This window comes from Faecalimonas hominis, assembly GCF_054660755.1.
Window position 1 is genome coordinate 58900 of sequence record NZ_BAAHSH010000029.1, and the last position, 19295, is coordinate 78194.

Consider the following 19295-nt stretch of genomic DNA (forward strand, 5'->3'; position numbering starts at 1 on the left):
GGAATCTCTCGTCAGAACTGACTTTTCTGAATTATGTGGTAATTATACACTATTTTTTATAAAATGCAAAGGGTTTCTCACAAACTTTATGCAGTTGATTTGCTTTCGCAGGAATGGTATATTATGTACAGAGAAACCGTCAATATTTTATTTGACTATGTAAAAATAAGGAAAAGGTGTGAAATTATGACAACAAACGAAAAAGCATTACAAATGCACGAACAATGGAAAGGGAAAATCGAAACTGTAGCAAAGGCAAAAGTAAATTCTCGCGAAGACCTTGCAATCGCATATACTCCGGGTGTTGCAGAGCCTTGCAGAGTAATTGCCGAAGACAGAGATGCCGTTTACAAATACACAATGAAATCAAATACAATCGCAGTCGTTTCTGATGGAAGCGCAGTTCTCGGACTTGGAAATATCGGTGCTTATGCCGCTCTTCCCGTTATGGAAGGAAAGGCTGTTCTTTTTAAAGGATTCGGAAATGTCAACGCCGTTCCAATCTGCCTTGACACACAAGACACAGAGGAAATTATCAAAACGGTAGTAAATATCGCTCCTGCCTTTGGCGGAATCAATCTGGAAGATATTTCTGCCCCTCGCTGTTTTGAAATAGAGGAACGTTTAAAAGAGCTTCTTGATATTCCCGTTTTCCATGATGACCAGCATGGAACTGCCATCGTTGTATTAGCCGGAATTATTAACGCACTGAAAATCACGGGAAAAGAAAAAGAGAATTGTAAAGTTGTTGTAAACGGCGCCGGTTCCGCCGGAATTGCCATCACAAAACTTTTACTCACTTACGGATTTAAACACATTACGATGTGTGATATTAACGGAATGATTTCCAAAGCCTCCCCTAATCTGAACTGGGCGCAGGAAAAGATGACCGATGTGACAAACCTTGAGGAGAAAACAGGTTCTCTTGCTGACGCTTTAAATGGCGCTGATATTTTTATCGGTGTTTCCGCTCCAAATATTGTCACAAAAGAAATGGTACAGTCCATGAATAAAGACGCTATTTTATTTGCCATGGCAAACCCTGTTCCTGAAATCATGCCTGATCTCGCAAAAGAAGCAGGGGCAAGAATCATTGGCACAGGCCGTTCCGATTTCCCAAATCAGGTAAATAATGTCGTTGCCTTTCCGGGTATTTTCAAAGGCGCTTTGGAAGGACGCGCCACACAGATTACGGAGGAGATGAAACTTGCTGCTGCAAACGCCATCGCCGGTCTTGTATCAGACGAAGAATTAAGCGACACAAACATTCTCCCGGAAGCATTTGATCCGCGCGTTGCCGATGCAGTAAGCAATGCGGTAAAATCTCTTATCTGATGAAGCGGTGGGGTGATAAACGCTACTATTCTCTTGATTATTATTTAAAAGAAGTTTATGGTGAAAAATTATATAAGCTTTCTTTAAACGGAGGAATGACATGTCCAAACCGCGATGGGACTTTGGATAGTCGAGGTTGCATTTTCTGCAGTGCGGGCGGCTCGGGAGACTTTTCCGCCCCTTCCTCCATAGACATCAGAGAACAGATTGCCTACGGCAAGAAACTGGTAGAAAGAAAATATAAAGGACATTCTTATATCGCCTATTTTCAGGCATATACAAATACGTACGCTCCCGTTTCTCATTTAGAAAAGATTTTCACCGAAGCCATTCAGGAACCGGAAATTAAAATTCTTTCCATCGCAACAAGACCTGACTGTCTCGGAAAAGATGTTTTGGATTTACTTGCAAAATTAAATCAAATTAAGCCCGTTTGGGTTGAATTGGGTTTACAGACTATACATGAAAAGAGTGCCGAATTTATCCGACGGGGATATACTCTTGACGTCTTTGAATCTGCCGTGAAAAATCTTCGCGCTATTGGAATTACGGTTATTGTCCACACGATTCTCGGGCTTCCAAATGAAACCGAAGAGATGATGCTCGAAACTATTTCCTACCTGAATCAATTAGACATTCAGGGCATCAAACTTCAATTACTGCATATCCTAAAAGGAACTGACATGGCGGTATTTTTTAAAAATGATAAATTTTATCTTCCCTCTTTAGAGGAATATATGGTATTATTAAGTAGATGTATCTCTTTACTCCGTCCAGATATTGTGGTACACAGGCTCACTGGTGACGGTCCTAAAGATTTACTTATCGCGCCGCTTTGGACAGGCAGCAAGCGTTTTGTCTTGAATTCCATACAGCGATATTTCAAAAGCGAAGACATATGGCAGGGAAAGGAATATTTCCCGCAATAGAAAGGGGTGTTTGTATGTCTGAAACCTTTACTTTATACAAATTGATTATATTGTATATGTTGGAAAAAGTTGATTTTCCTCTTACAAACGGACAAATTTCAGAATTTATTTTGGATAAAGGCTATACCACTTATTTTAAATTGCAGCAGGCACTGTCAGAGATGGTGGAGGCCCGATTTATTCACGAAGAGACAACCCATAACCGTACTTTATATCATCTGACGGAAGAAGGCAGTGAAACAATCCAGTTTTTTATCAATAAATTATCTCCTGCCATTCGCGATGATATAGACGCATTTTTCAAAGAGCATAAATATGAATTAAAAAATGACGTTTCCGTCAAAGCAGATTACTTTCCAAATGCCAATCAGGAGTTTTCCGTGCGCTGTCAGATTATTGAAAACAACGCAAGTCTTATGGAACTTGTTCTGACTGTTCCGTCTGAGCATGAGGCAGAAGCCATCACAAATAATTGGCGTCAGAAAAACGAAGAAATCTATGCTTTTCTGATGAAAAATCTGTTATAAACAAAGCAAAGCACGTTCCCCTAGTAAGAGCGTGCTTTTATTTTATCCAAATATTCTTTTATCACTTTTTCATGCCCGTTTTCTGTAGGGTGATAGAAAGTCTCCTCCTTTATCTCATCAGGAAGATACTGCTGTTTCACATAATGTTCCGGATAATCATGAGCATATTTATATCCTATGCCATGCCCCAAATTCCCCGCTCCCTTATAATGGGAATCCTGCAAATGTGACGGAACCGTTGTCTTTTTCCTTTTTACATTATCCATCGCATTATTAATCGCCATGTAGGAAGCATTACTCTTTGGAGCGGACGCCACATACGTCACTGCCTGCGCTAAGATAATCCTCGCCTCGGGCATACCGATTCTCTCCACCGCCTGAGTAGCCGACACGGCCACCGTCAGCGCATTGGGATCTGCATTGCCCACATCTTCCGATGCGCAAATCATTATGCGCCTTGCAATAAATTTAATATCCTCTCCTGCATACAGCATCTTCGCCAAATAATATACCGCCGCGTTCGGATCAGAGCCACGCATACTTTTAATAAATGCCGAAATCGTATCATAATGATTATCACCTGTTTTATCATAGCGCACGACTCTCTTCTGAATACACTGCTCTGCCACTTCCAACGTGATATGTATTTTCCCGTCATCGCTTCGTGGAGTTGTCAGTATTCCCAGTTCTACGGCATTTAACGCATTTCTTGCATCTCCGCCGGAAATGTCTGAGAGAAATTCCAGCGCATCTTCATCTATCTCTGCGCGATAAGTTCCCATGCCTTTTTCTGTATCGTACACTGCACGTTTCAGCAAAATTTTTATATCTTCTCTTTCCAACGGTTTCAATTCAAATACGCTGGATCGGGAAATCAGCGCTCCATTTACCTCAAAATAAGGATTTTCTGTTGTTGCCCCGATTAAAATAACCGTACCGTCCTCCACAAACGGTAACAGATAATCCTGCTGCCCCTTATTAAACCGATGAATCTCATCAATAAACAGAATTGTTCGCTTACCATACATTCCCAAGTTGTTTTTTGCCTGCTCAATTACGGCTTCCATATCTTTCTTACCTGCAATTGTTGCGTTCATCTGCATAAACTCTGCGCTTGTCGTATTCGCAATTACCTTCGCCAGAGTTGTCTTTCCCGTTCCCGAAGGTCCATAAAAGATAATGGAACTTAATTTGTCTGCCCTGATGGCGCGATAGAGCAACTTATCTTTCCCGATAATATGCTGCTGCCCTACTACCTCCTCCAGTTTTGTCGGGCGAAGTCGTGACGCTAACGGTGATTCTTTCTCTTTTGTGTTTTCCCGCATATATTCAAATAAATCCATATCGTTTCTCCTAAACTCCCGCCAATTCTCTTACCACTTCTCCTGCAATAATCAGTCCCGCCACAGGGGGAACAAACGATATGCTTCCCGGAAGAGAACGACGTTTTCCCATCTTTTCCTCAATCACTTTTCCCGAAGTATCTACAGGCTGTTCCTTTGAGTACAGCACTTTTAATTTTCGTATGCCCCTTGCCTTCAATTCTTTTCTCATCACTTTACAGAGCGGACAAACCGATGTTTTATATATGTCCGTAACTTCAAATCTCTCCGGGTGCAGTTTATTTCCCGTACCCATACTGCTGATTATCGGAATATTTTTCTCTTTTGCCATTTCAACCAGCACAAGTTTTGCCGTCACCGTATCAATGGCATCAATAATATAATCCACCTTTTCCGTAAACAATGTGTCTATATTCTCAGGTAATACAAACGTTTCATATGTCACCACTTCTATCTCCGGACAAATATCTTTTATCCTGTCCCTCATGATTTCGGTTTTATATTTTCCTACCGTACTGTGATAGGCAATGGACTGTCTGTTAATGTTCGTCATGGAAACTACGTCGTTGTCCACAAGAATCAGTTTGCCCACTCCGCTTCTTGCAAGCGCTTCTATACAGTGAGAGCCTACGCCTCCCACTCCGAAGACCATCACCGAAGATTTTTTCAGTCTGGAAACTCCTTCTTCTCCGATTAACAATTCTGTTCTGGAATATTCATTTATCATTCTATTCTCCAATCTATCCTAATCTACTATAAGTTTATCCACCGTAACAAATTCATACCCTTCTTTCTGCAAAATATCAATAATCCGAAGGGCTGCATCGACCGAACTCTGATAGCAGTCGTGCATTAATATAATATCATTTTCTTTTACCTCCGTCACTACTTTGTTGACAATTTCATCGCTGTTTTCCGTTGTCCAGTCCAGCGGATCCACGGACCATGTCACCGGAAAAACATTCATTCTTGCAACCAAATTTTTCTTCCAGCTTCCAAAAGGAGCGCGAAGATATTCCACATCTTTTTTCGTGACTTTTTCAATCGTCTGATTTGTCTTTTCGATTTCCGTCACTGCCGCCTCATCTGACATTTTGCTGATATCCACATGATTATATGTATGATTTCCAATTAGATGCCCCTCTTCCTGCTCCCGCTTAATCAATTTGGGATTTTTCTCTGCCATTTTCCCTATCACAAAGAAACTGGCTTTCACATTTCTTTCCTTTAGTCCGTCCAACAGTTGAGGCGTATACTTCTCGCTTGGTCCGTCGTCAAATGTAATCGCTATCTGTGGTTTTTCCGACAGTACCTTCCCTGTTTCTACCACCTTTTCTTTATGCAGGAAACTTATCCCCAATGTCTGAAATAAAACTAACGTATACAGAAATCCACACAGACATAATAACTTCTTTATCTTCTTCACTTTATACAACCCTTTTTTCATCATCATACTCTATAAAGAATATGAAGCCATTGTATAAAACTTTCTCTTCATAACGAAAATAACAGGCTGTTACACCTGTTATCTTACTTCTTCTTTTTCTTTCTGACACTATATCCAAATGTCCCAAGCAGATTTCCGACACCATAGTATTCTCCGTGAGAATATACAAGCGGTTTCGCCTTTGACAACTCGAATTTATTTTTCTCATTCAAATATCTTTCATCAATGTTGACCGCCACCACGTCTGCCAGAAACATGTGATGTGAGCCTAACTCTTCAATCTTTCTCACTTTGCATTCAATATTGACCGGACTTTCCTTTATGAGAGGTGCATTGATGATACTTGCTTTCTCTTCCGTCAGTTTCATTTCCTTAAATTTATCCACATCTCTTCCGGAACGGACTCCGCAATAGTCTGTCGCATAGGCCAGTTTTTCTGTTGTGAGATTTACAACAAATTCTCCAGTTCTTTTTAAAATGTCATAAGAATATCTTTCCGGTCGAACGGAAATCGACAGCATTGGCGGATTTGTGCAAACCGTCCCCGCCCATGCCACTGTTATAATATTGGATTTTCCTTCCCCGTCCGCCATACTAACCATAACTGCAGGCAGCGGATATAACATATTTCCTGCTTTCCATGTCTGTTTTGCCATTTTTTCTCCTTAACTCTGCAATGATACTACAATTGCCGGTATTAACTGTTTCTTACGGGAAACAACTCCTTTTAAAATAATATCTTCCGTATCTGCCGACAAATCAAACGCCTCCAGCACAAGATTCCTTGCATTATTTCCGACACAGAGCAGTTCTGTCGCTTCCTCTATAATGTTTGTCAACATAATAAACATCATATCGATTCCTTTTTCCACAAGTGCGGTTTTTAAATACGGTAAAATACGTTGTTTGATCTCTTCCAGTTCTTCCCTGCTCATTGAGTTAATCTGACCTACGCCAAAGTCAACTCCGCTTACCTCGAACTTTTTAAAGTCCTGGAAACAGATTTCTTTTGCTGTCTTATTGACAAGATTACTTCCGGCTTTAAACATATTACCCGCAAGTTCTTCAATATCAATATGAGCAATCTCCGCAAGTTCTCTTCCGGCTTTCTCGTCCACTGCCGTGCATGTTGGCGAGCGGAACATAAGTGTGTCAGAAGTTATTGCCGAACAGAGAAGTCCCGCTGTCGTCTCATCAATCTCCACATGATTTTCCAAATACATCTGATATACAATTGTTGCCGTACAGCCTACCGGCTGATTTCTAAAGTATACGGGACCTACCGTCTCTATTCCTGTTCCCAAGCGGTGATGGTCGATAATCTCCAGTATATCCGCTTCCTCTATTCCGTCAACCGCCTGCGTTTTCTCATTGTGGTCTACAAGAATAAGCTGTTTTTTCTTTGCGTCCAACAAACGCCTGCGGGAAATAAATCCGACAAACCTGCCGTGTTTGTCGATGACAGGGAAATCGCGGTAACGTTTTTTCGTCATCACTTCCTTAATATCGTCAATGTAATCACTTGTCTTAAATGCAGTGAAATTTTCTTTTGTCATAAAATGCTTTACCGGAATACTCTGGTTAATCAATCTCGCCACCGTAAACGTATCATGAGGGGTGCGGATAATGACACAACTTCTCTCTTCGGCAATCTTTTTAATTGTTTTGGATACCGTTGCGTTCTGACACACGACAAGACAACTTGCGTCCATCTCCAAAGCACATAACTGTGATTCATAACGGTTTCCCAAGATAACCAAATCGTCCTGCTCAATGAAATTTTCCATCAACTCAGGGCTTGATGCAGCGATAACCACTTTTCCTTTAATGAAATACGCATGTTCATTCCCGGTCACAATCTCTCCGTCCAATGTATTTGCTATACTTCTGTACTGTGTTCTCGCAGATGCCAAAATATTACTGTCATACACTTCCATATATGATGTGGCAATATCTCCTATTGTAATCAAACCTTCCAGTTCACCGTTCGCCGTAACCGGCATCGTCTTCGCATTGTTCTCTTTCATCAACGCCCAGACTTTCTTAATGGAAACACTGCTCTCCACACCCGACATCTTATTAATGTCAATGTCTTTTACCTGCGTCTGGACATTGTTCAGCAGCCCCGGAGGCGTCACTCCAAAACGTTTTAACACATACTGTGTCTCTTCGTTAATCTGCCCTGCTCTTTTAGCGACATAGTCATCTCCCGTAATCTGCTTTTTTAAATTCGCATATGCCAGTGCGGAACAAATAGAATCCGTGTCAGGATTCTTATGCCCTACCACATACACTTTTCTTCCTCTCTTACTTTCCATAAACTCCATATTCACTCCTCGTCTCAATTGTTCTCGAAAGTGAAAAGAAACAGTCAAAGAACATACTTCCATGACTGTTTTCTTAGCCAAATCAACTTATTTTCTACAGTTGAATATTTTTAAATAAATCTCCTAAACTTGTGCCGATTTCCTCCGCTTTAGGGATTTCCACTTCCTCTACAACTTCCTCTTCCGGTTCAATCAGCGCTTTCATGCTAAGGCTGATTTTACCGTCCTTAATTCCGATCACTTTAACCGTAACCGCGTCGCCTGCTGACAATACATCTTTAGGTGATTTGATACGTTTGTCGGAAATCTGGGAAATATGTACAAGTCCTGACAAATCATTTTCCAAACGGACGAACGCACCGTAAGTCTGTAATGATTCTACCGTACCTTCCAAAACACTTCCCACTTCCACGGCGCTCAGTCTGCGTGCTTTTTCCTTATTTTCTTTTTCCTTTAAAATTTCTCTGGCAGATAATACCAGTTTATTCTCCGCCTGATCCACGTCAATAACGCGCACTTCCAGTTCTTTTAATAAGTACGATTCCACATTCTCCACATATGAAAGAGAAAGACGGGAAACAGGAATAAATCCTCTGATTCCTTCAATATAAGCAATTGCTCCGCCATTTACAATTCCTTCTACCTTAACAGAAAGAGTTGTTCCTTCTTCCATATAACGTTTGACAATATTCCACGGATTTGCCACATCAAACTGATCTTCATAATCTGCCATAGTTTCTGTCTGTAATTGTTCTTCGCTCATAATACACCTCTTCTTTTTATCGCTTCATTCTATTTAGTAGTATACCACGAATGCACTCTAAATTGCACCCCTACTTTTTCTTTTCACGTTCTTTTACAATCATAACTATCTGATAAACACAATATGGTATCACGGATATCGAACCTGCAACTAAGAAAAATGGTATCGTAAACACAATAATAACTATTTTCATTGCCAGTGACAACTTACTGATGACTTTCAAAAAAAGATACACTCCGTTAATCACTCCCGCTATCAGTAAGCCGCCCAAAAAACCAAATTGAAGTACAAACAGCGCCCTGTTTCCCCAGAGCCACACTTCCACTTCCATATTTGATAACTCCTGATGAAGTTTAAGTCCCATAGCCCCATAAATAATAAAACCAATCGCATATCCAAAAACTATCCAAAGCAGATAGTTCATTCTTTGTCTTCGTCTGTATTTTTTTCTGCCGTCAAAAAATTTTAAATCCGGTTTTTCTTTATATAACTGGTTTTCTTCCCACTGCACACTTTCTGTCGCACTCTGCTCTTCCTCTTCTTGTCCGTCCAGAACAGCCAGAAGTTTTTTGGCATTTTCCACATAGTATGTACGATTTCCATGTTGTAAAACGAATTGACAATATTCTTTTGCTTTATCTGCATTTCCTCTTCCAAACTCTGCTCTTGCCATTAGCATATATACGGAAACTTTCTGAAGCATTCGGGTCATGTCGGAAGTACATTCCAAAATCAATTTATCATAGATTGCATAATCTCTCCGATGAACGGCCACCTGCAAGTCCATATATTTTATCTGCTGAATAATCAATTTTCTTTCCATTGCTTTGGCATTTCCCAGTCTCCTTTCAAAGACACCTTTCACTTTTACCAATTGTTGCTCGTCATTCTTACAGGAAAAATACATTCTCATAAAATCATAGTAACTCAACTCAAATCGGGGAGGCAAGTCAGAAAAATCTATTTGATTCATCAATTCATATGCCGAATCTTCATATCCCTGCATAAGGAGAGCGGTAGAAATCTGAATACTGTACAAACTTTTTATTCGTTCTTTTTTTGTTTTTGCACGAAAATATTCATATATTTCCTTAAAACGAAACGGATCGCACTCTTCGTATAAAACATCTTGTATTTTCTTCATCTGATTTCTTTTCCAAAATCTAAAACCAAGTTCCAATCCCAATACAACAATCGTAAAAAGCCACCACGTTCCGTTTATATCACCAGTTCTAAATAATTCGCACCCCGTAAAAAACAACCAGGCAACGACAATAATATAAATCGCTGCAGTTCCAAAACGCACTTGTTTTCTATATGTTTCCGCCCATTTTTTATCCATTGATACCCAGCTCCTTTTTTACAACCGCTCTAACTCCTCTAACCAAATTGTTACACACGCATCACTCGGCATTCTCAAATCACCTCTTGGCGATAAACCTACCGTTCCCACTTTTGGTCCGTCCGGCAGGCATGAGCGCTTAAACTGCTGTGTGAAGAAACGTCTGCAAAAACTCTTCAGCCATTTTAAAATTGTCTCATCTTCATAAACGCCCGCAAATGCTTTTCTCGCAAGACGATATATTTTGGAAGGCTCGTATCCGTAACGAAGCATGTAATACAGATAGAAATCATGCAACTCGTAAGGACCTACCAAATCTTCCGTTTTCTGCTCAATTTCTCCTTCTTTTGCAGGGAGCAGTTCAGGGCTGATTGGCGTATCTAAAATATCAAATAATGCTTTTTTCAACGTTTCATCTTCACATTCCACTGCACAGTGTTTTACGATAAACCGTACAAATGTTTTCGGAATGGAAGAATTCACTCCGTACATGGACATATGATCGCCGTTATACGTTGCCCAACCAAGCGCCAGTTCCGACATATCTCCCGTTCCGATTACCATACCGTTTTCCATGTTTGCAATATCCATTAAAACCTGCGTTCTCTCTCTGGCCTGTGCGTTCTCATAAGTTGTATCAAAAAGGTCTTCTCTCTGGCCGATATCTTTAAAGTGATTTCTGACCGCCTCCTGAATGGAGATTTCTCTAAGAGTTACACCCAGTTTCTCAATAAGAACACAGGCATTCTGATATGTTCTGTCCGTTGTCCCAAAGCAAGGCATTGTCACTGCAGTGATATTTTTTCTGTCAATGCCGAGCATATCAAATGTTTTTACTGCCACAAGCAATGCCAATGTGGAATCCAAACCTCCCGATACGCCTATAACAACATTTCGGCAATTTGTGTGCTGAAGACGTTTCTTCAATCCTAACGCCTGAATCATTAAAATTTCCTCGCAGCACTCATCTCTTTCTTTTTCATCTTCAGGAATAAACGGCATCTGCGAAATACTTCTTGTCAATTCCGTCTCTTCCTTTTCAATTTCAAAAGGTACCGTAACCAAGAAATGTTTCCCGCTCATCTGTTGGAAAGTTGTGTTCTTTCTTCTTTCGTTCAGCAGACGATGCACATCTATCTCCGAATAAATCACATCGTTCATATATCGTCTTGATTCTTTCAGCACCATACCATTTTCTGCAATAATGTTATGTCCGCCAAAAACTAAATCTGTCGTGGATTCTCCCGCGCCTGCATTGGCGTACACATACCCTGCGATCATTCGTGCGGACTGTCCCGAAATCAGAGAAGTTCTGTACCCGTCTTTTCCGTAAGTTTCACTGCTGGCCGAACAGTTGACGAGAATTGTCGCTCCCGCCGTCGCTGCCATAATACTTGGCGGAATAGGTGACCAGACGTCCTCACAGATTTCCGCTGATACAATCAACCCTTCCATATTTTTCGCCTTAAAAAGAATCTGCGGTCCAAATGCGACCTGCTCTCCCTCATACAAAATAACTCTCGCCTCTTCCGGCCCCGCCTGAAATGTTCTCATCTCATAGAATTCGGAATAATTCGGCAAAAATGTTTTTGTCACCAGCCCGATGATTTTCCCACGGTTTAACGCTGCCGCCACATTATATAATTTTCCATTAATCGCTAACGGAACACCTACAAACACTAGCGCATCTTTATCTTTCGTGTACTCCGCAATTTCATTTAACGCTTCTTTTGAACGCTCCAATAAAATATCCTGGAAAAACAAATCTCCACAAGTATATCCCGTCACACAAAGTTCCGGGAAAACGACTATTTTAGCCCCGTTGGCAACCGTCTCATCAATCAGTTTGCAAATCTGTTCCGTATTGTAAGAAATATCTGCCACCCTAATGTCCGGTGTTGCCGCTGCTACTTTTACAAACCCCTGTTTCATTTCTATCTGCTCCTTTTTAACATTTCTTTTAATTCTTCTACGGAAAATGTATAGTTCGTATTACAGAAATGGCAATTTACTTCTATTTCTTTTCCATCATCTATCATTTCCTGAATATCTTTCTTACCGATACTGATAATGGCTTTTTCCACTCTTTCTTTTGTGCAGTTGCAATAAAACTGTGTCGGAACCGTATCCGTAAATTCCACATCTAACCCTTCCAGTACTTCTTCCAAAATATTTTCCGGTGTGTATCCTTTATCCAGCATCGACGTTACAGAAGAAATCTTCTTTATGTTTTCTTCCAGTTTAGACAATACCTCTTCCTCGATAAACGGCATAACCTGCACGATAAACCCTCCTGCCTGTTTTACCGTATTATCTTTCTCCATCAAAACGCCAAGTCCCACTGAGGACGGAACCTGTTCCGATGTCGCAAAATAATAAGTTAAGTCTTCCGCAATCTCGCTTGTCTGCAAAATCGTCTGTCCCACATACGGCTCTTTTAAGCCCATGTCTTTAATAACGCTTAACACACCTAAATCCAATGCTCCGGCAACATCAAGTTTTCCCTGCTTATTCGGCGGTAACATCACCTCCGGATTTTCCACATATCCCTTTACATTTCCATGTCTGTCAGCCGTGACAGTCAGCCCTTTAATCGGACCGTCACATTTAATCTGAATGGTAAGCATATCTGTATCATTTTTCATCATACTTCCCATCATCGCTCCGCCTGTAAGCAGTCTTCCAAGTGCGGCTGTTGCAACCGGACTTGTATTGTGAGCCTGTCTTGCTTTCTCCACTGCTTCTTTTGTTGTTGCGGCAAACGCACGAATCTGATTGTTTCCCGCTGTTGCTCTTACAATATAATCTTTCATCTCTATTTTCCTCTTTCCCTTGCTATTACATAAATTCGTTCACTGTTTTCCGTTGGTTTTTCATGGGTAAATGCATCGTATGCTGTGATATATTCTAACCCTGAACGTTCTACAAGACGCCGAATTGTCTCCAGACTGTATGCTTTCTGGTAATGAGTCTCCTCATATTTGCGATAGCAATCCGACCCTCCTTCCCTGATAAACAGGCTCAATTCATACTCATTTATCTCTTCCTCTTCATAATAATAGTTATCCCAGATAAAACTGCACTCTTCCCTGTTCTCTGCAATCGTCCGGTCACCCAGAATTTCCCTGTATTTATAAGTTGTATTGAAGTCAAAAACAAATATCCCCTTCGGATCTAAGTAATTGTTCACCAACCTGAAAACTTCTTCCAGCTCTTCCTCTTCCATAATGTAATTGATTGAATCGCAGACACTGACTGCCGCCTTTACCGTGCCATATAATTCAAACTCTCTCATATCCTGCAGCAGATACAAAATATCATGGTCGGAAGATAATTTCTTCTCAAGGGCAATCTCCAGCATTTCCTCCGCATTATCTATTCCAATCATGTCATATCCCGCTGACGCCAGCAGTTCCGTCATCGTCCCTGTTCCACAGCCCAGTTCCAGCACAAGACCTTCCGTCACCCCATATTCCTCCAGCAGTTCTTTTACATAAACGCTCCATTCTTCGTATGGGATATTATCCATAAATGTATCATAGACAGATGCAAAACTTGTATACGCTTCCATTTGGAAATCACCTCTTTCTAAAACATAATCTGTTTTATTATACCATATTTTTTTATTTAAAATCAATCCGCTAATTTTTCTTGACACACTATTTATTCCGCGTTAGAATGAAATGGTAATAAAGACACTCGGTAGGTGAGGTTACCATAGGGATTTGGTTTTACCTAAGATTGCTGCCGCAAAATTGTGGAGACACGATTAGTTGGTTAGCAGGCTATGTCGGAACAAGGCATAACCTAATGCAATTTTTACGCCCTATGATACTAAAGCTTGAACGATGTACCATGTGGGAGTATTTTTATACCTTGTCATCGTTTAGGCTTTGGCAAGGTTTTTTAGCGTATATGAATTTATTTAAGAGCAGAAAGGCAGGTGATGGTAATGGACGCTGGTGCCGGTAGGTATACCTTAATATTTGTACATAAACTAAAAACAGAACAAAGGAGAGGTCATCATGAATACAACAATTTTTATGGAACTTTTGGCAAAAAGAGAATTCAAAGTTATTCGGAGCATTTTAGACGTCATGAATGCAGTGGACATTGCCATTTTACTTTCTGAATTAGACGATAAAGAACTTGCACTGGCATTCCGTCTGATTCCAAAGGACAAAGCCGCTGATGTTTTTTCTAATATGAATAACTCCATGCAGACTTATCTTGTAGATATTTTCACGGAGAAAGAATTAAAGGAACTGCTAGATGACTTATATATGGACGACACTGTAGATATGTTGGAAGAGCTTCCTGCTAATCTCGTCACAAGAATATTAGACACCGTGGACAGCACAAAGCGAAACAGCATTAATCAACTGTTAAATTATCCCGACGACAGCGCCGGAAGTATTATGACAACAGAGTATGTCAACCTGAAAAAATCCATGACAGTTAAAGATGCCATGTCACATATCAAGGCGGTAGGGATTCATAAAGAAACTATTTATACCTGCTACGTCCTTGAGCATCGCCGTTTAATCGGTATCGTATCCGCCAAAGATTTAATGACAATGGACGATGAGACGGTAATTGAAGAAATTATGGAAACGGAAATCATCTCGGTTTCCACCCACACTGACCAGGAAGAAGTTGCCAAACTTTTTTCTAAATATGGTCTTCTTGCCATTCCCGTACTGGACACAGGAAACTTAATGGTCGGTATCGTCACTGTCGATGACGCTATGGGAGTTATGGTCGATGAGGCAACGGAAGATATTACAATCATGGCAGCCGTAAATCCAAGTGAGAAATCTTATTTTGAAACTTCCGTTTTTTCTCACGCAAAAAACCGTTTTTTATGGCTTTTGATCTTAATGCTTTCCTCCACTATTACAGGAGCAATTATCACAAAATACGAGAACGCATTCGCAGCCATACCGCTTCTTGTATCTTTCATTCCAATGCTGATGGATACAGGCGGAAACTGTGGTTCACAAAGTTCAACCTTAGTTATCCGCGGACTTGCTTTGGAAGAAATTAAATTTTCGGATATTTTCCGTGTTATGTTTAAAGAATTCCGCATTGCACTTTTAGTCAGTGCCGGACTTGCCATTGCAAACGGAATCCGCATTTTTATTATGTACCACGATGCAAAACTTGCGATTGTTATCGGACTTTCCCTGATTGCAACCATTATTATCTCAAAGTTAATCGGCTGTGTTCTTCCGCTTTTTGCGAAAAAATTACATTTAGATCCTGCCATTATGGCGGCGCCGCTTATCACTACTCTCGTGGATACATGTTCCATTATCATTTATTTTTCTATTGCAACAAAAATATTTGCTTTATAGATATGCAAAAAGGAGAAGAAAACCGCCACGGCTTTCCTCTCCTTTTTTGTCTGCTTTTTTGTTTTCAATACTATTTTTCTGCAATCTTTCCTGAACGGTAAGCCTCCAATAACCTTTCCAAATCTGCCATTTGTTCTTTTAATTCTTTCCCTGTGTCCGTGTCTTCAACGAGAGTCCTCTTCTCCACCCGCTTGACAAGAAACGTATCTGAATGTATGTCTGTTTCTTTTTGAATCGCGGATTCTCTCGACTCAAACGGTTCATGGGCTGCCAAAATCATTCCATATGAATTATAAATCAGTGTATACCCCGCAAGCCCCGTTTCTTTCTGATAAGATTTTGCAAATCCACCGTCAATGACAAGCACTTTTCCGTTACATTTTATCGGATTTTCTCCGTCTTTGCTTTTCACCGGAACGTGACCGTTGATAATATGGCTTCCCTCTTTTGGCAAACCGAATTCTTCTAAAATACGGTTCATCACTTCCCCATTTTCCAGAAGATAGTAATACGGATTTTTCTTCTCTTCATGGGTTTCTTTCTCCTCAAGAAAATAGCGCTCAAACGTAGCCATTTTATCTTTTGCAAAAAGCGGTGAATCCTCATGAAGCCATATGTACCAGAGCAGGTTTTTGCCCCTCTCTCTTTCTACTTTATCCGCGGCAAAGAACGCTTTACGCACATAACTTTCCAAAACATCATATAGTTCCTTTCCATGATATGTTTTGCCGTAGATCTGCACTTCCTTAAAACTTCCGTCCTCATTTAAAGGTACGCAGCCGTGATAAAGCAAATTTCCGTTGTATACTTTATAAAGGCTTCCTTTGGACAACAATACTTTCATATGCCCCTGCAGTTTTTCACAATTAACAAATGCTTTTTGCAGTCTTTCCATAATGTCCTGTTCTTCTTCCGTCAGTTCATACGGGTTATCCGCATCTACCGTCGGAAAGTTCGTATCCAAAAGGGCATACTCTTTATCCCCAATCTGTATGGTTCCCCTGTCGTAATCAATCCAATGTAACAACAGCCTGTTTTTCATGTGAAACTGTGGATTTCGCTCAATCAACTGTCCCTCCAGTTTAAACTGAATGATTGAAATGGCTTTGTGCATCTTAATCTCATTATTCATCTCAGCCGAACTGCAACCCTGCTGCCCTTTTATCCGAAAGCAGCCGCACGGATCGTCCTTATATGTATTTACCGCAAAAGTTGCAAGGGGAAGCAGATTAATACCATATCCGTCCTCCAAAATATCCAAATTTCCATATCTCGCACAAATGCGGATAACATTCGCAATGCAGGCCAACTGTCCGGCTGCAGCGCCAAGCCAGAGAATATCATGATTTCCCCACTGTATATCCAGCGAATGATACTTTTTCAATTTATCCATAATCTTGTGGGGACCCGGTCCTCTGTCAAAAATATCTCCCACAATATGAAGGTGATCCACCACAAGTCTCTGTATCAGTTCACTCATGGCAATAATAAATTCTTCTGCCCTTCCAATGCGAAGAATTGTGTCAATAATGGAATTATAATAGTGTTCCTTATCTTCCGCATCTGATTTTTCCGTCAAAAGTTCTTCAATGACATAGGCAAAATCTTTCGGCAGCGCTTTTCTCACTTTGCTTCGCGTATATTTTCCCGATGCACATTTGCAAACCTCTATTAAGCGATACAGTGTAATTCTGTACCAATCTGCCATATCTGTTTCTGTATGCCGCACAAGTTCCATTTTCTCTTTCGGATAATAGATAAGGGTGGCAAGGGATTTCTTATCCCTGTTTGTCAGCGTATTGCCAAACACCTCATCAATCTTTCTCCTCACTGAGCCCGAGCCGTTTTTCAGCACATGGGTAAACGCCTCGTCCTCCCCGTGAATATCCGTCAGAAAATGTTCCGTGCTTTTCGGTAAGTGTAAAATCGCCTGCAAGTTGATGATCTCCGTTGAAGCGGAAGCGATTGTAGGATATTTTTCTGCAAGCCGCTCCAAATACTTCATTTCCAATGTTTTCATCGATTGTCCTCCTGATTTTATTCTCTTACCCCTATTCTAACACACTTTATTCCTTTGCAGACATCATTTTCTTCAGATAAATCAAGAACCAGCCGGTCAAAATAACACCTTTAAATATACTTGAAATTGTAATGCTCCACCAGATTCCATTTAACCCCAATGCCGTCGATGTGAGCGCCACCGCCATAGGAATTCGCGCTGCTGTCAAAACGATACTTGAAATTGACGGCGGAACTGTTTTTCCAAGTCCCGAGAACGCTCCGGCGGTCGTCAGTTCAATACACATAAAGAGTTGTGATACTCCTAAAATTTTCAGATAGTCCACGCCCATCGGAAGTACATCTGCCTCCGGAATAAAAATTTTAAAGATAACTTCCGGAAATACAATAAGGATAAATGTGCATAAAATTCCCCATACAATTTCTATGCGCATCGCCACCTTGTATCCCTGTACAATTCGCTTTTTGTTTTTCGCCCCGTGATTCTGCGCCATAAACGCATTTACCGCAGCACCGAATCCTTCCGCTGTCATCCATGAAATCGATTCGATCTGAGAGCCTACTTTCTGAACCGCCACCGCGCTATCCCCAAAACCTGCAATCATTCTTGCGATAATCATGGAAATACTTGTGAAAATCATACTCTGCACACCTGTTGGAAAACCGATTTTGACAATCGTCATCATGCTTTCCCTATCTACCTTTTCAAGCAGTCTGACCTTCTGAAAAATAATCTCGTCCTTCAGCGCCGCCAAAATAAATACGGCTGTTACAATCATTTGGGCAAAAACGGTTGCCACTCCCGCTCCCATAACGCCCATCTCGGCAAAAGGTCCTATGCCGAAAATAAGAACCGGATCCATAACAATATTAATAACGAGTCCCACCGCTGTCGCGACAAACGATGTCCTGCTGTTCCCCATTGCCGTCATAATTCCCGTGAAAATCTGGTTCAGGAAGGAAAATACAACTCCCCCACAAGTAATCTGTAAATAAATCTTTGCGTCAGCAACTACTTTCGCACTGTTTAATTTAAAAAAGTCAATCAACGGATTCGCAAGAACAACGGAAAGGATACCGTAAATCAATCCCAACGTTATCCCTAACTGCAGTGCACTTTTTGCGTAACTTACTGCCTGCTTATTTTCTTTTGCCCCCAAAGCCTGTGCTACTTTTACCTGACCGCCCATTTTCGCCAGTGTAGCGAGTCCGTTTGCCAGCCACATATACATTCCGGCAGCCCCTACTGCCGCCACGGCTGAACTTCCCACTCTTCCAATCCAAATCATATCCGTCAGGTTATACGCCATCTGGATAAGTGATGTCGCCATAATCGGAAGCGCCAACCCTGACAGTGACGGCAGAATCGGCCCTTCCAAAAGATTAATGCTTTTCTTCATTTCCTTTCACTCTCTCATATCTCGCAAATACATATTCCAAATCAAAATATGTCTGTTCCTCACTAATTCCCGTTAAACTCCAATCTTCCATTTCATCTAAGTTCGGAAAATAGGTATCCGCCTCGTATGCATGGTCAATCTTTGTCACATACGCTGTTTTACAATGCGGAAGAAGTTGTCTGTAAATGCTTTCCCCTCCGATAACATAAATATCTTCTTCCTCATATTTTTTCAGTTCTTCCAAAACCTCCTCCAAACTTGTGACAACAATTGCATCTTTCACCTTATAATTTTTATCCTTTGTCATCACAATATTTGTACGCTTTTTAAGCGGTTGTCCCCCCGGAAAACTTTCCAATGTCTTTCTTCCCATGACAACCACTTTCCCCGTCGTCGTCTCGCGGAAAAATTTCATATCTGCCGGAATGCTGACCAACAGTCTGTTCCCACAGCCAATCGCCCAATTTTTATCTACTGCCACAATTAAATTCATTTTCTTTCTCCCC

Annotated in this window: 17 protein-coding genes and 1 riboswitch; of the genes, 4 read left to right on the top strand and 13 right to left on the bottom strand. The window is 40.9% G+C overall.

The features are described from left to right. Positions 1 to 186: 186 nt before the first annotated feature. The 3 genes from ACYQ35_RS05570 to ACYQ35_RS05580 are packed head-to-tail and all read left to right on the top strand — an operon-like array spanning position 187 to position 2791. On the top strand, positions 187 to 1335 hold the full coding sequence (locus ACYQ35_RS05570; RefSeq protein ID WP_459831035.1) for an NAD(P)-dependent malic enzyme: 1149 nt from the start codon (positions 187 to 189) through the stop codon (positions 1333 to 1335). Continuing rightward, positions 1335 to 2264, top strand: a complete 930-nt coding sequence (locus ACYQ35_RS05575; RefSeq protein ID WP_009460575.1) for a tRNA modification radical SAM protein MnmL/YtqA — start codon at positions 1335 to 1337, stop codon at positions 2262 to 2264. The genes ACYQ35_RS05570 and ACYQ35_RS05575 overlap by 1 nt, the downstream gene beginning before the upstream one ends. Before the next feature lie 14 nt (positions 2265 to 2278). Next, positions 2279 to 2791 carry a DUF4364 family protein gene (locus ACYQ35_RS05580; protein WP_009460573.1) on the top strand — a complete coding sequence of 171 codons (513 nt, stop codon included), beginning with the start codon at positions 2279 to 2281 and terminating at the stop codon, positions 2789 to 2791. A 20-nt stretch (positions 2792 to 2811) separates the two neighbouring features. Here ACYQ35_RS05580 and ACYQ35_RS05585 read toward each other — a convergent pair whose 3' ends face one another. The 10 genes from ACYQ35_RS05585 to ACYQ35_RS05630 form a co-directional block, all read right to left on the bottom strand. After that, entirely contained in the window at positions 2812 to 4134 is a 1323-nt protein-coding gene (locus ACYQ35_RS05585; RefSeq protein ID WP_459831039.1) for a replication-associated recombination protein A, read from the bottom strand. Positions 4135 to 4144: 10 nt separating this feature from the next. Continuing rightward, entirely contained in the window at positions 4145 to 4861 is a 717-nt protein-coding gene (locus tag ACYQ35_RS05590) for a tRNA threonylcarbamoyladenosine dehydratase (protein ID WP_009460569.1), read from the bottom strand. Between the two features lie 18 nt (positions 4862 to 4879). Beyond that, positions 4880 to 5581, bottom strand: a complete 702-nt coding sequence (locus tag ACYQ35_RS05595; protein WP_009460567.1) for a polysaccharide deacetylase family protein — start codon at positions 5579 to 5581, stop codon at positions 4880 to 4882. 83 nt (positions 5582 to 5664) lie between these two features. After that, positions 5665 to 6237: a flavin reductase family protein gene (locus ACYQ35_RS05600; protein WP_009460565.1), complete on the bottom strand. Its 573-nt coding sequence runs from the start codon at positions 6235 to 6237 to the stop codon at positions 5665 to 5667. 9 nt (positions 6238 to 6246) lie between these two features. Further along, positions 6247 to 7899, bottom strand: coding sequence for a putative manganese-dependent inorganic diphosphatase (locus ACYQ35_RS05605; RefSeq protein ID WP_459831042.1), 1653 nt, complete (start codon positions 7897 to 7899; stop codon positions 6247 to 6249). Positions 7900 to 8002: 103 nt separating this feature from the next. Beyond that, complete coding sequence (locus ACYQ35_RS05610) at positions 8003 to 8671, bottom strand: S1 RNA-binding domain-containing protein (protein ID WP_009460561.1); 669 nt, start codon at positions 8669 to 8671, stop codon at positions 8003 to 8005. Between the two features lie 70 nt (positions 8672 to 8741). Then, complete coding sequence (locus ACYQ35_RS05615) at positions 8742 to 10013, bottom strand: hypothetical protein (RefSeq protein WP_459831045.1); 1272 nt, start codon at positions 10011 to 10013, stop codon at positions 8742 to 8744. Between the two features lie 18 nt (positions 10014 to 10031). Then, entirely contained in the window at positions 10032 to 11945 is a 1914-nt protein-coding gene (locus ACYQ35_RS05620) for an NAD(+) synthase (protein WP_459831049.1), read from the bottom strand. Between the two features lie 2 nt (positions 11946 to 11947). Beyond that, the gene (hslO, locus tag ACYQ35_RS05625) at positions 11948 to 12826 is read right to left on the bottom strand and encodes an Hsp33 family molecular chaperone HslO (RefSeq protein WP_009460555.1); all 879 of its coding nucleotides are present in this window, start codon (positions 12824 to 12826) and stop codon (positions 11948 to 11950) included. A 2-nt stretch (positions 12827 to 12828) separates the two neighbouring features. Beyond that, a complete protein-coding gene (locus ACYQ35_RS05630) occupies positions 12829 to 13584 on the bottom strand; it encodes a class I SAM-dependent DNA methyltransferase (RefSeq protein ID WP_459831161.1) in 756 nt (251 codons plus the stop codon). A 120-nt stretch (positions 13585 to 13704) separates the two neighbouring features. Then, a riboswitch (M-box (ykoK) riboswitch) is annotated at positions 13705 to 13874 on the top strand. Between the two features lie 164 nt (positions 13875 to 14038). Between ACYQ35_RS05630 and mgtE the strand changes: the two genes are divergently transcribed. After that, entirely contained in the window at positions 14039 to 15370 is a 1332-nt protein-coding gene (mgtE, locus tag ACYQ35_RS05635; protein WP_009460551.1) for a magnesium transporter, read from the top strand. Positions 15371 to 15440: 70 nt separating this feature from the next. Here the strand turns inward: mgtE and ACYQ35_RS05640 are convergent, their stop codons facing one another. The 3 genes from ACYQ35_RS05640 to ACYQ35_RS05650 are packed head-to-tail and all read right to left on the bottom strand — an operon-like array spanning position 15441 to position 19282. After that, complete coding sequence (locus ACYQ35_RS05640; protein ID WP_009460549.1) at positions 15441 to 17390, bottom strand: fructose-bisphosphatase class III; 1950 nt, start codon at positions 17388 to 17390, stop codon at positions 15441 to 15443. Positions 17391 to 17436: 46 nt separating this feature from the next. After that, positions 17437 to 18789 (bottom strand): MATE family efflux transporter, encoded by a 1353-nt coding sequence (locus ACYQ35_RS05645; RefSeq protein ID WP_009460547.1) that lies wholly within the window; start codon positions 18787 to 18789, stop codon positions 17437 to 17439. After that, positions 18773 to 19282 carry a dihydrofolate reductase gene (locus ACYQ35_RS05650; RefSeq protein ID WP_009460545.1) on the bottom strand — a complete coding sequence of 170 codons (510 nt, stop codon included), beginning with the start codon at positions 19280 to 19282 and terminating at the stop codon, positions 18773 to 18775. Before ACYQ35_RS05650 ends, ACYQ35_RS05645 begins: the two co-directional genes overlap by 17 nt. Positions 19283 to 19295: the final 13 nt, after the last annotated feature.

What these genes read in the sequence shown, in the direction of transcription:
- ACYQ35_RS05570 (WP_459831035.1), top strand. Translation starts at nt 187, where the DNA reads ATGACAACAAACGAAAAAGCATTACAAATGCACGAACAATGGAAAGGG.
- ACYQ35_RS05575 (WP_009460575.1), top strand. Translation starts at nt 1,335, where the DNA reads ATGAAGCGGTGGGGTGATAAACGCTACTATTCTCTTGATTATTATTTA.
- ACYQ35_RS05580 (WP_009460573.1), top strand. Translation starts at nt 2,279, where the DNA reads ATGTCTGAAACCTTTACTTTATACAAATTGATTATATTGTATATGTTG.
- ACYQ35_RS05585 (WP_459831039.1), bottom strand. Translation starts at nt 4,134, where the DNA reads ATGGATTTATTTGAATATATGCGGGAAAACACAAAAGAGAAAGAATCA.
- ACYQ35_RS05590 (WP_009460569.1), bottom strand. Translation starts at nt 4,861, where the DNA reads ATGATAAATGAATATTCCAGAACAGAATTGTTAATCGGAGAAGAAGGA.
- ACYQ35_RS05595 (WP_009460567.1), bottom strand. Translation starts at nt 5,581, where the DNA reads ATGAAAAAAGGGTTGTATAAAGTGAAGAAGATAAAGAAGTTATTATGT.
- ACYQ35_RS05600 (WP_009460565.1), bottom strand. Translation starts at nt 6,237, where the DNA reads ATGGCAAAACAGACATGGAAAGCAGGAAATATGTTATATCCGCTGCCT.
- ACYQ35_RS05605 (WP_459831042.1), bottom strand. Translation starts at nt 7,899, where the DNA reads ATGGAAAGTAAGAGAGGAAGAAAAGTGTATGTGGTAGGGCATAAGAAT.
- ACYQ35_RS05610 (WP_009460561.1), bottom strand. Translation starts at nt 8,671, where the DNA reads ATGAGCGAAGAACAATTACAGACAGAAACTATGGCAGATTATGAAGAT.
- ACYQ35_RS05615 (WP_459831045.1), bottom strand. Translation starts at nt 10,013, where the DNA reads ATGGATAAAAAATGGGCGGAAACATATAGAAAACAAGTGCGTTTTGGA.
- ACYQ35_RS05620 (WP_459831049.1), bottom strand. Translation starts at nt 11,945, where the DNA reads ATGAAACAGGGGTTTGTAAAAGTAGCAGCGGCAACACCGGACATTAGG.
- hslO (WP_009460555.1), bottom strand. Translation starts at nt 12,826, where the DNA reads ATGAAAGATTATATTGTAAGAGCAACAGCGGGAAACAATCAGATTCGT.
- ACYQ35_RS05630 (WP_459831161.1), bottom strand. Translation starts at nt 13,584, where the DNA reads ATGGAAGCGTATACAAGTTTTGCATCTGTCTATGATACATTTATGGAT.
- mgtE (WP_009460551.1), top strand. Translation starts at nt 14,039, where the DNA reads ATGAATACAACAATTTTTATGGAACTTTTGGCAAAAAGAGAATTCAAA.
- ACYQ35_RS05640 (WP_009460549.1), bottom strand. Translation starts at nt 17,390, where the DNA reads ATGAAAACATTGGAAATGAAGTATTTGGAGCGGCTTGCAGAAAAATAT.
- ACYQ35_RS05645 (WP_009460547.1), bottom strand. Translation starts at nt 18,789, where the DNA reads ATGAAGAAAAGCATTAATCTTTTGGAAGGGCCGATTCTGCCGTCACTG.
- ACYQ35_RS05650 (WP_009460545.1), bottom strand. Translation starts at nt 19,282, where the DNA reads ATGAATTTAATTGTGGCAGTAGATAAAAATTGGGCGATTGGCTGTGGG.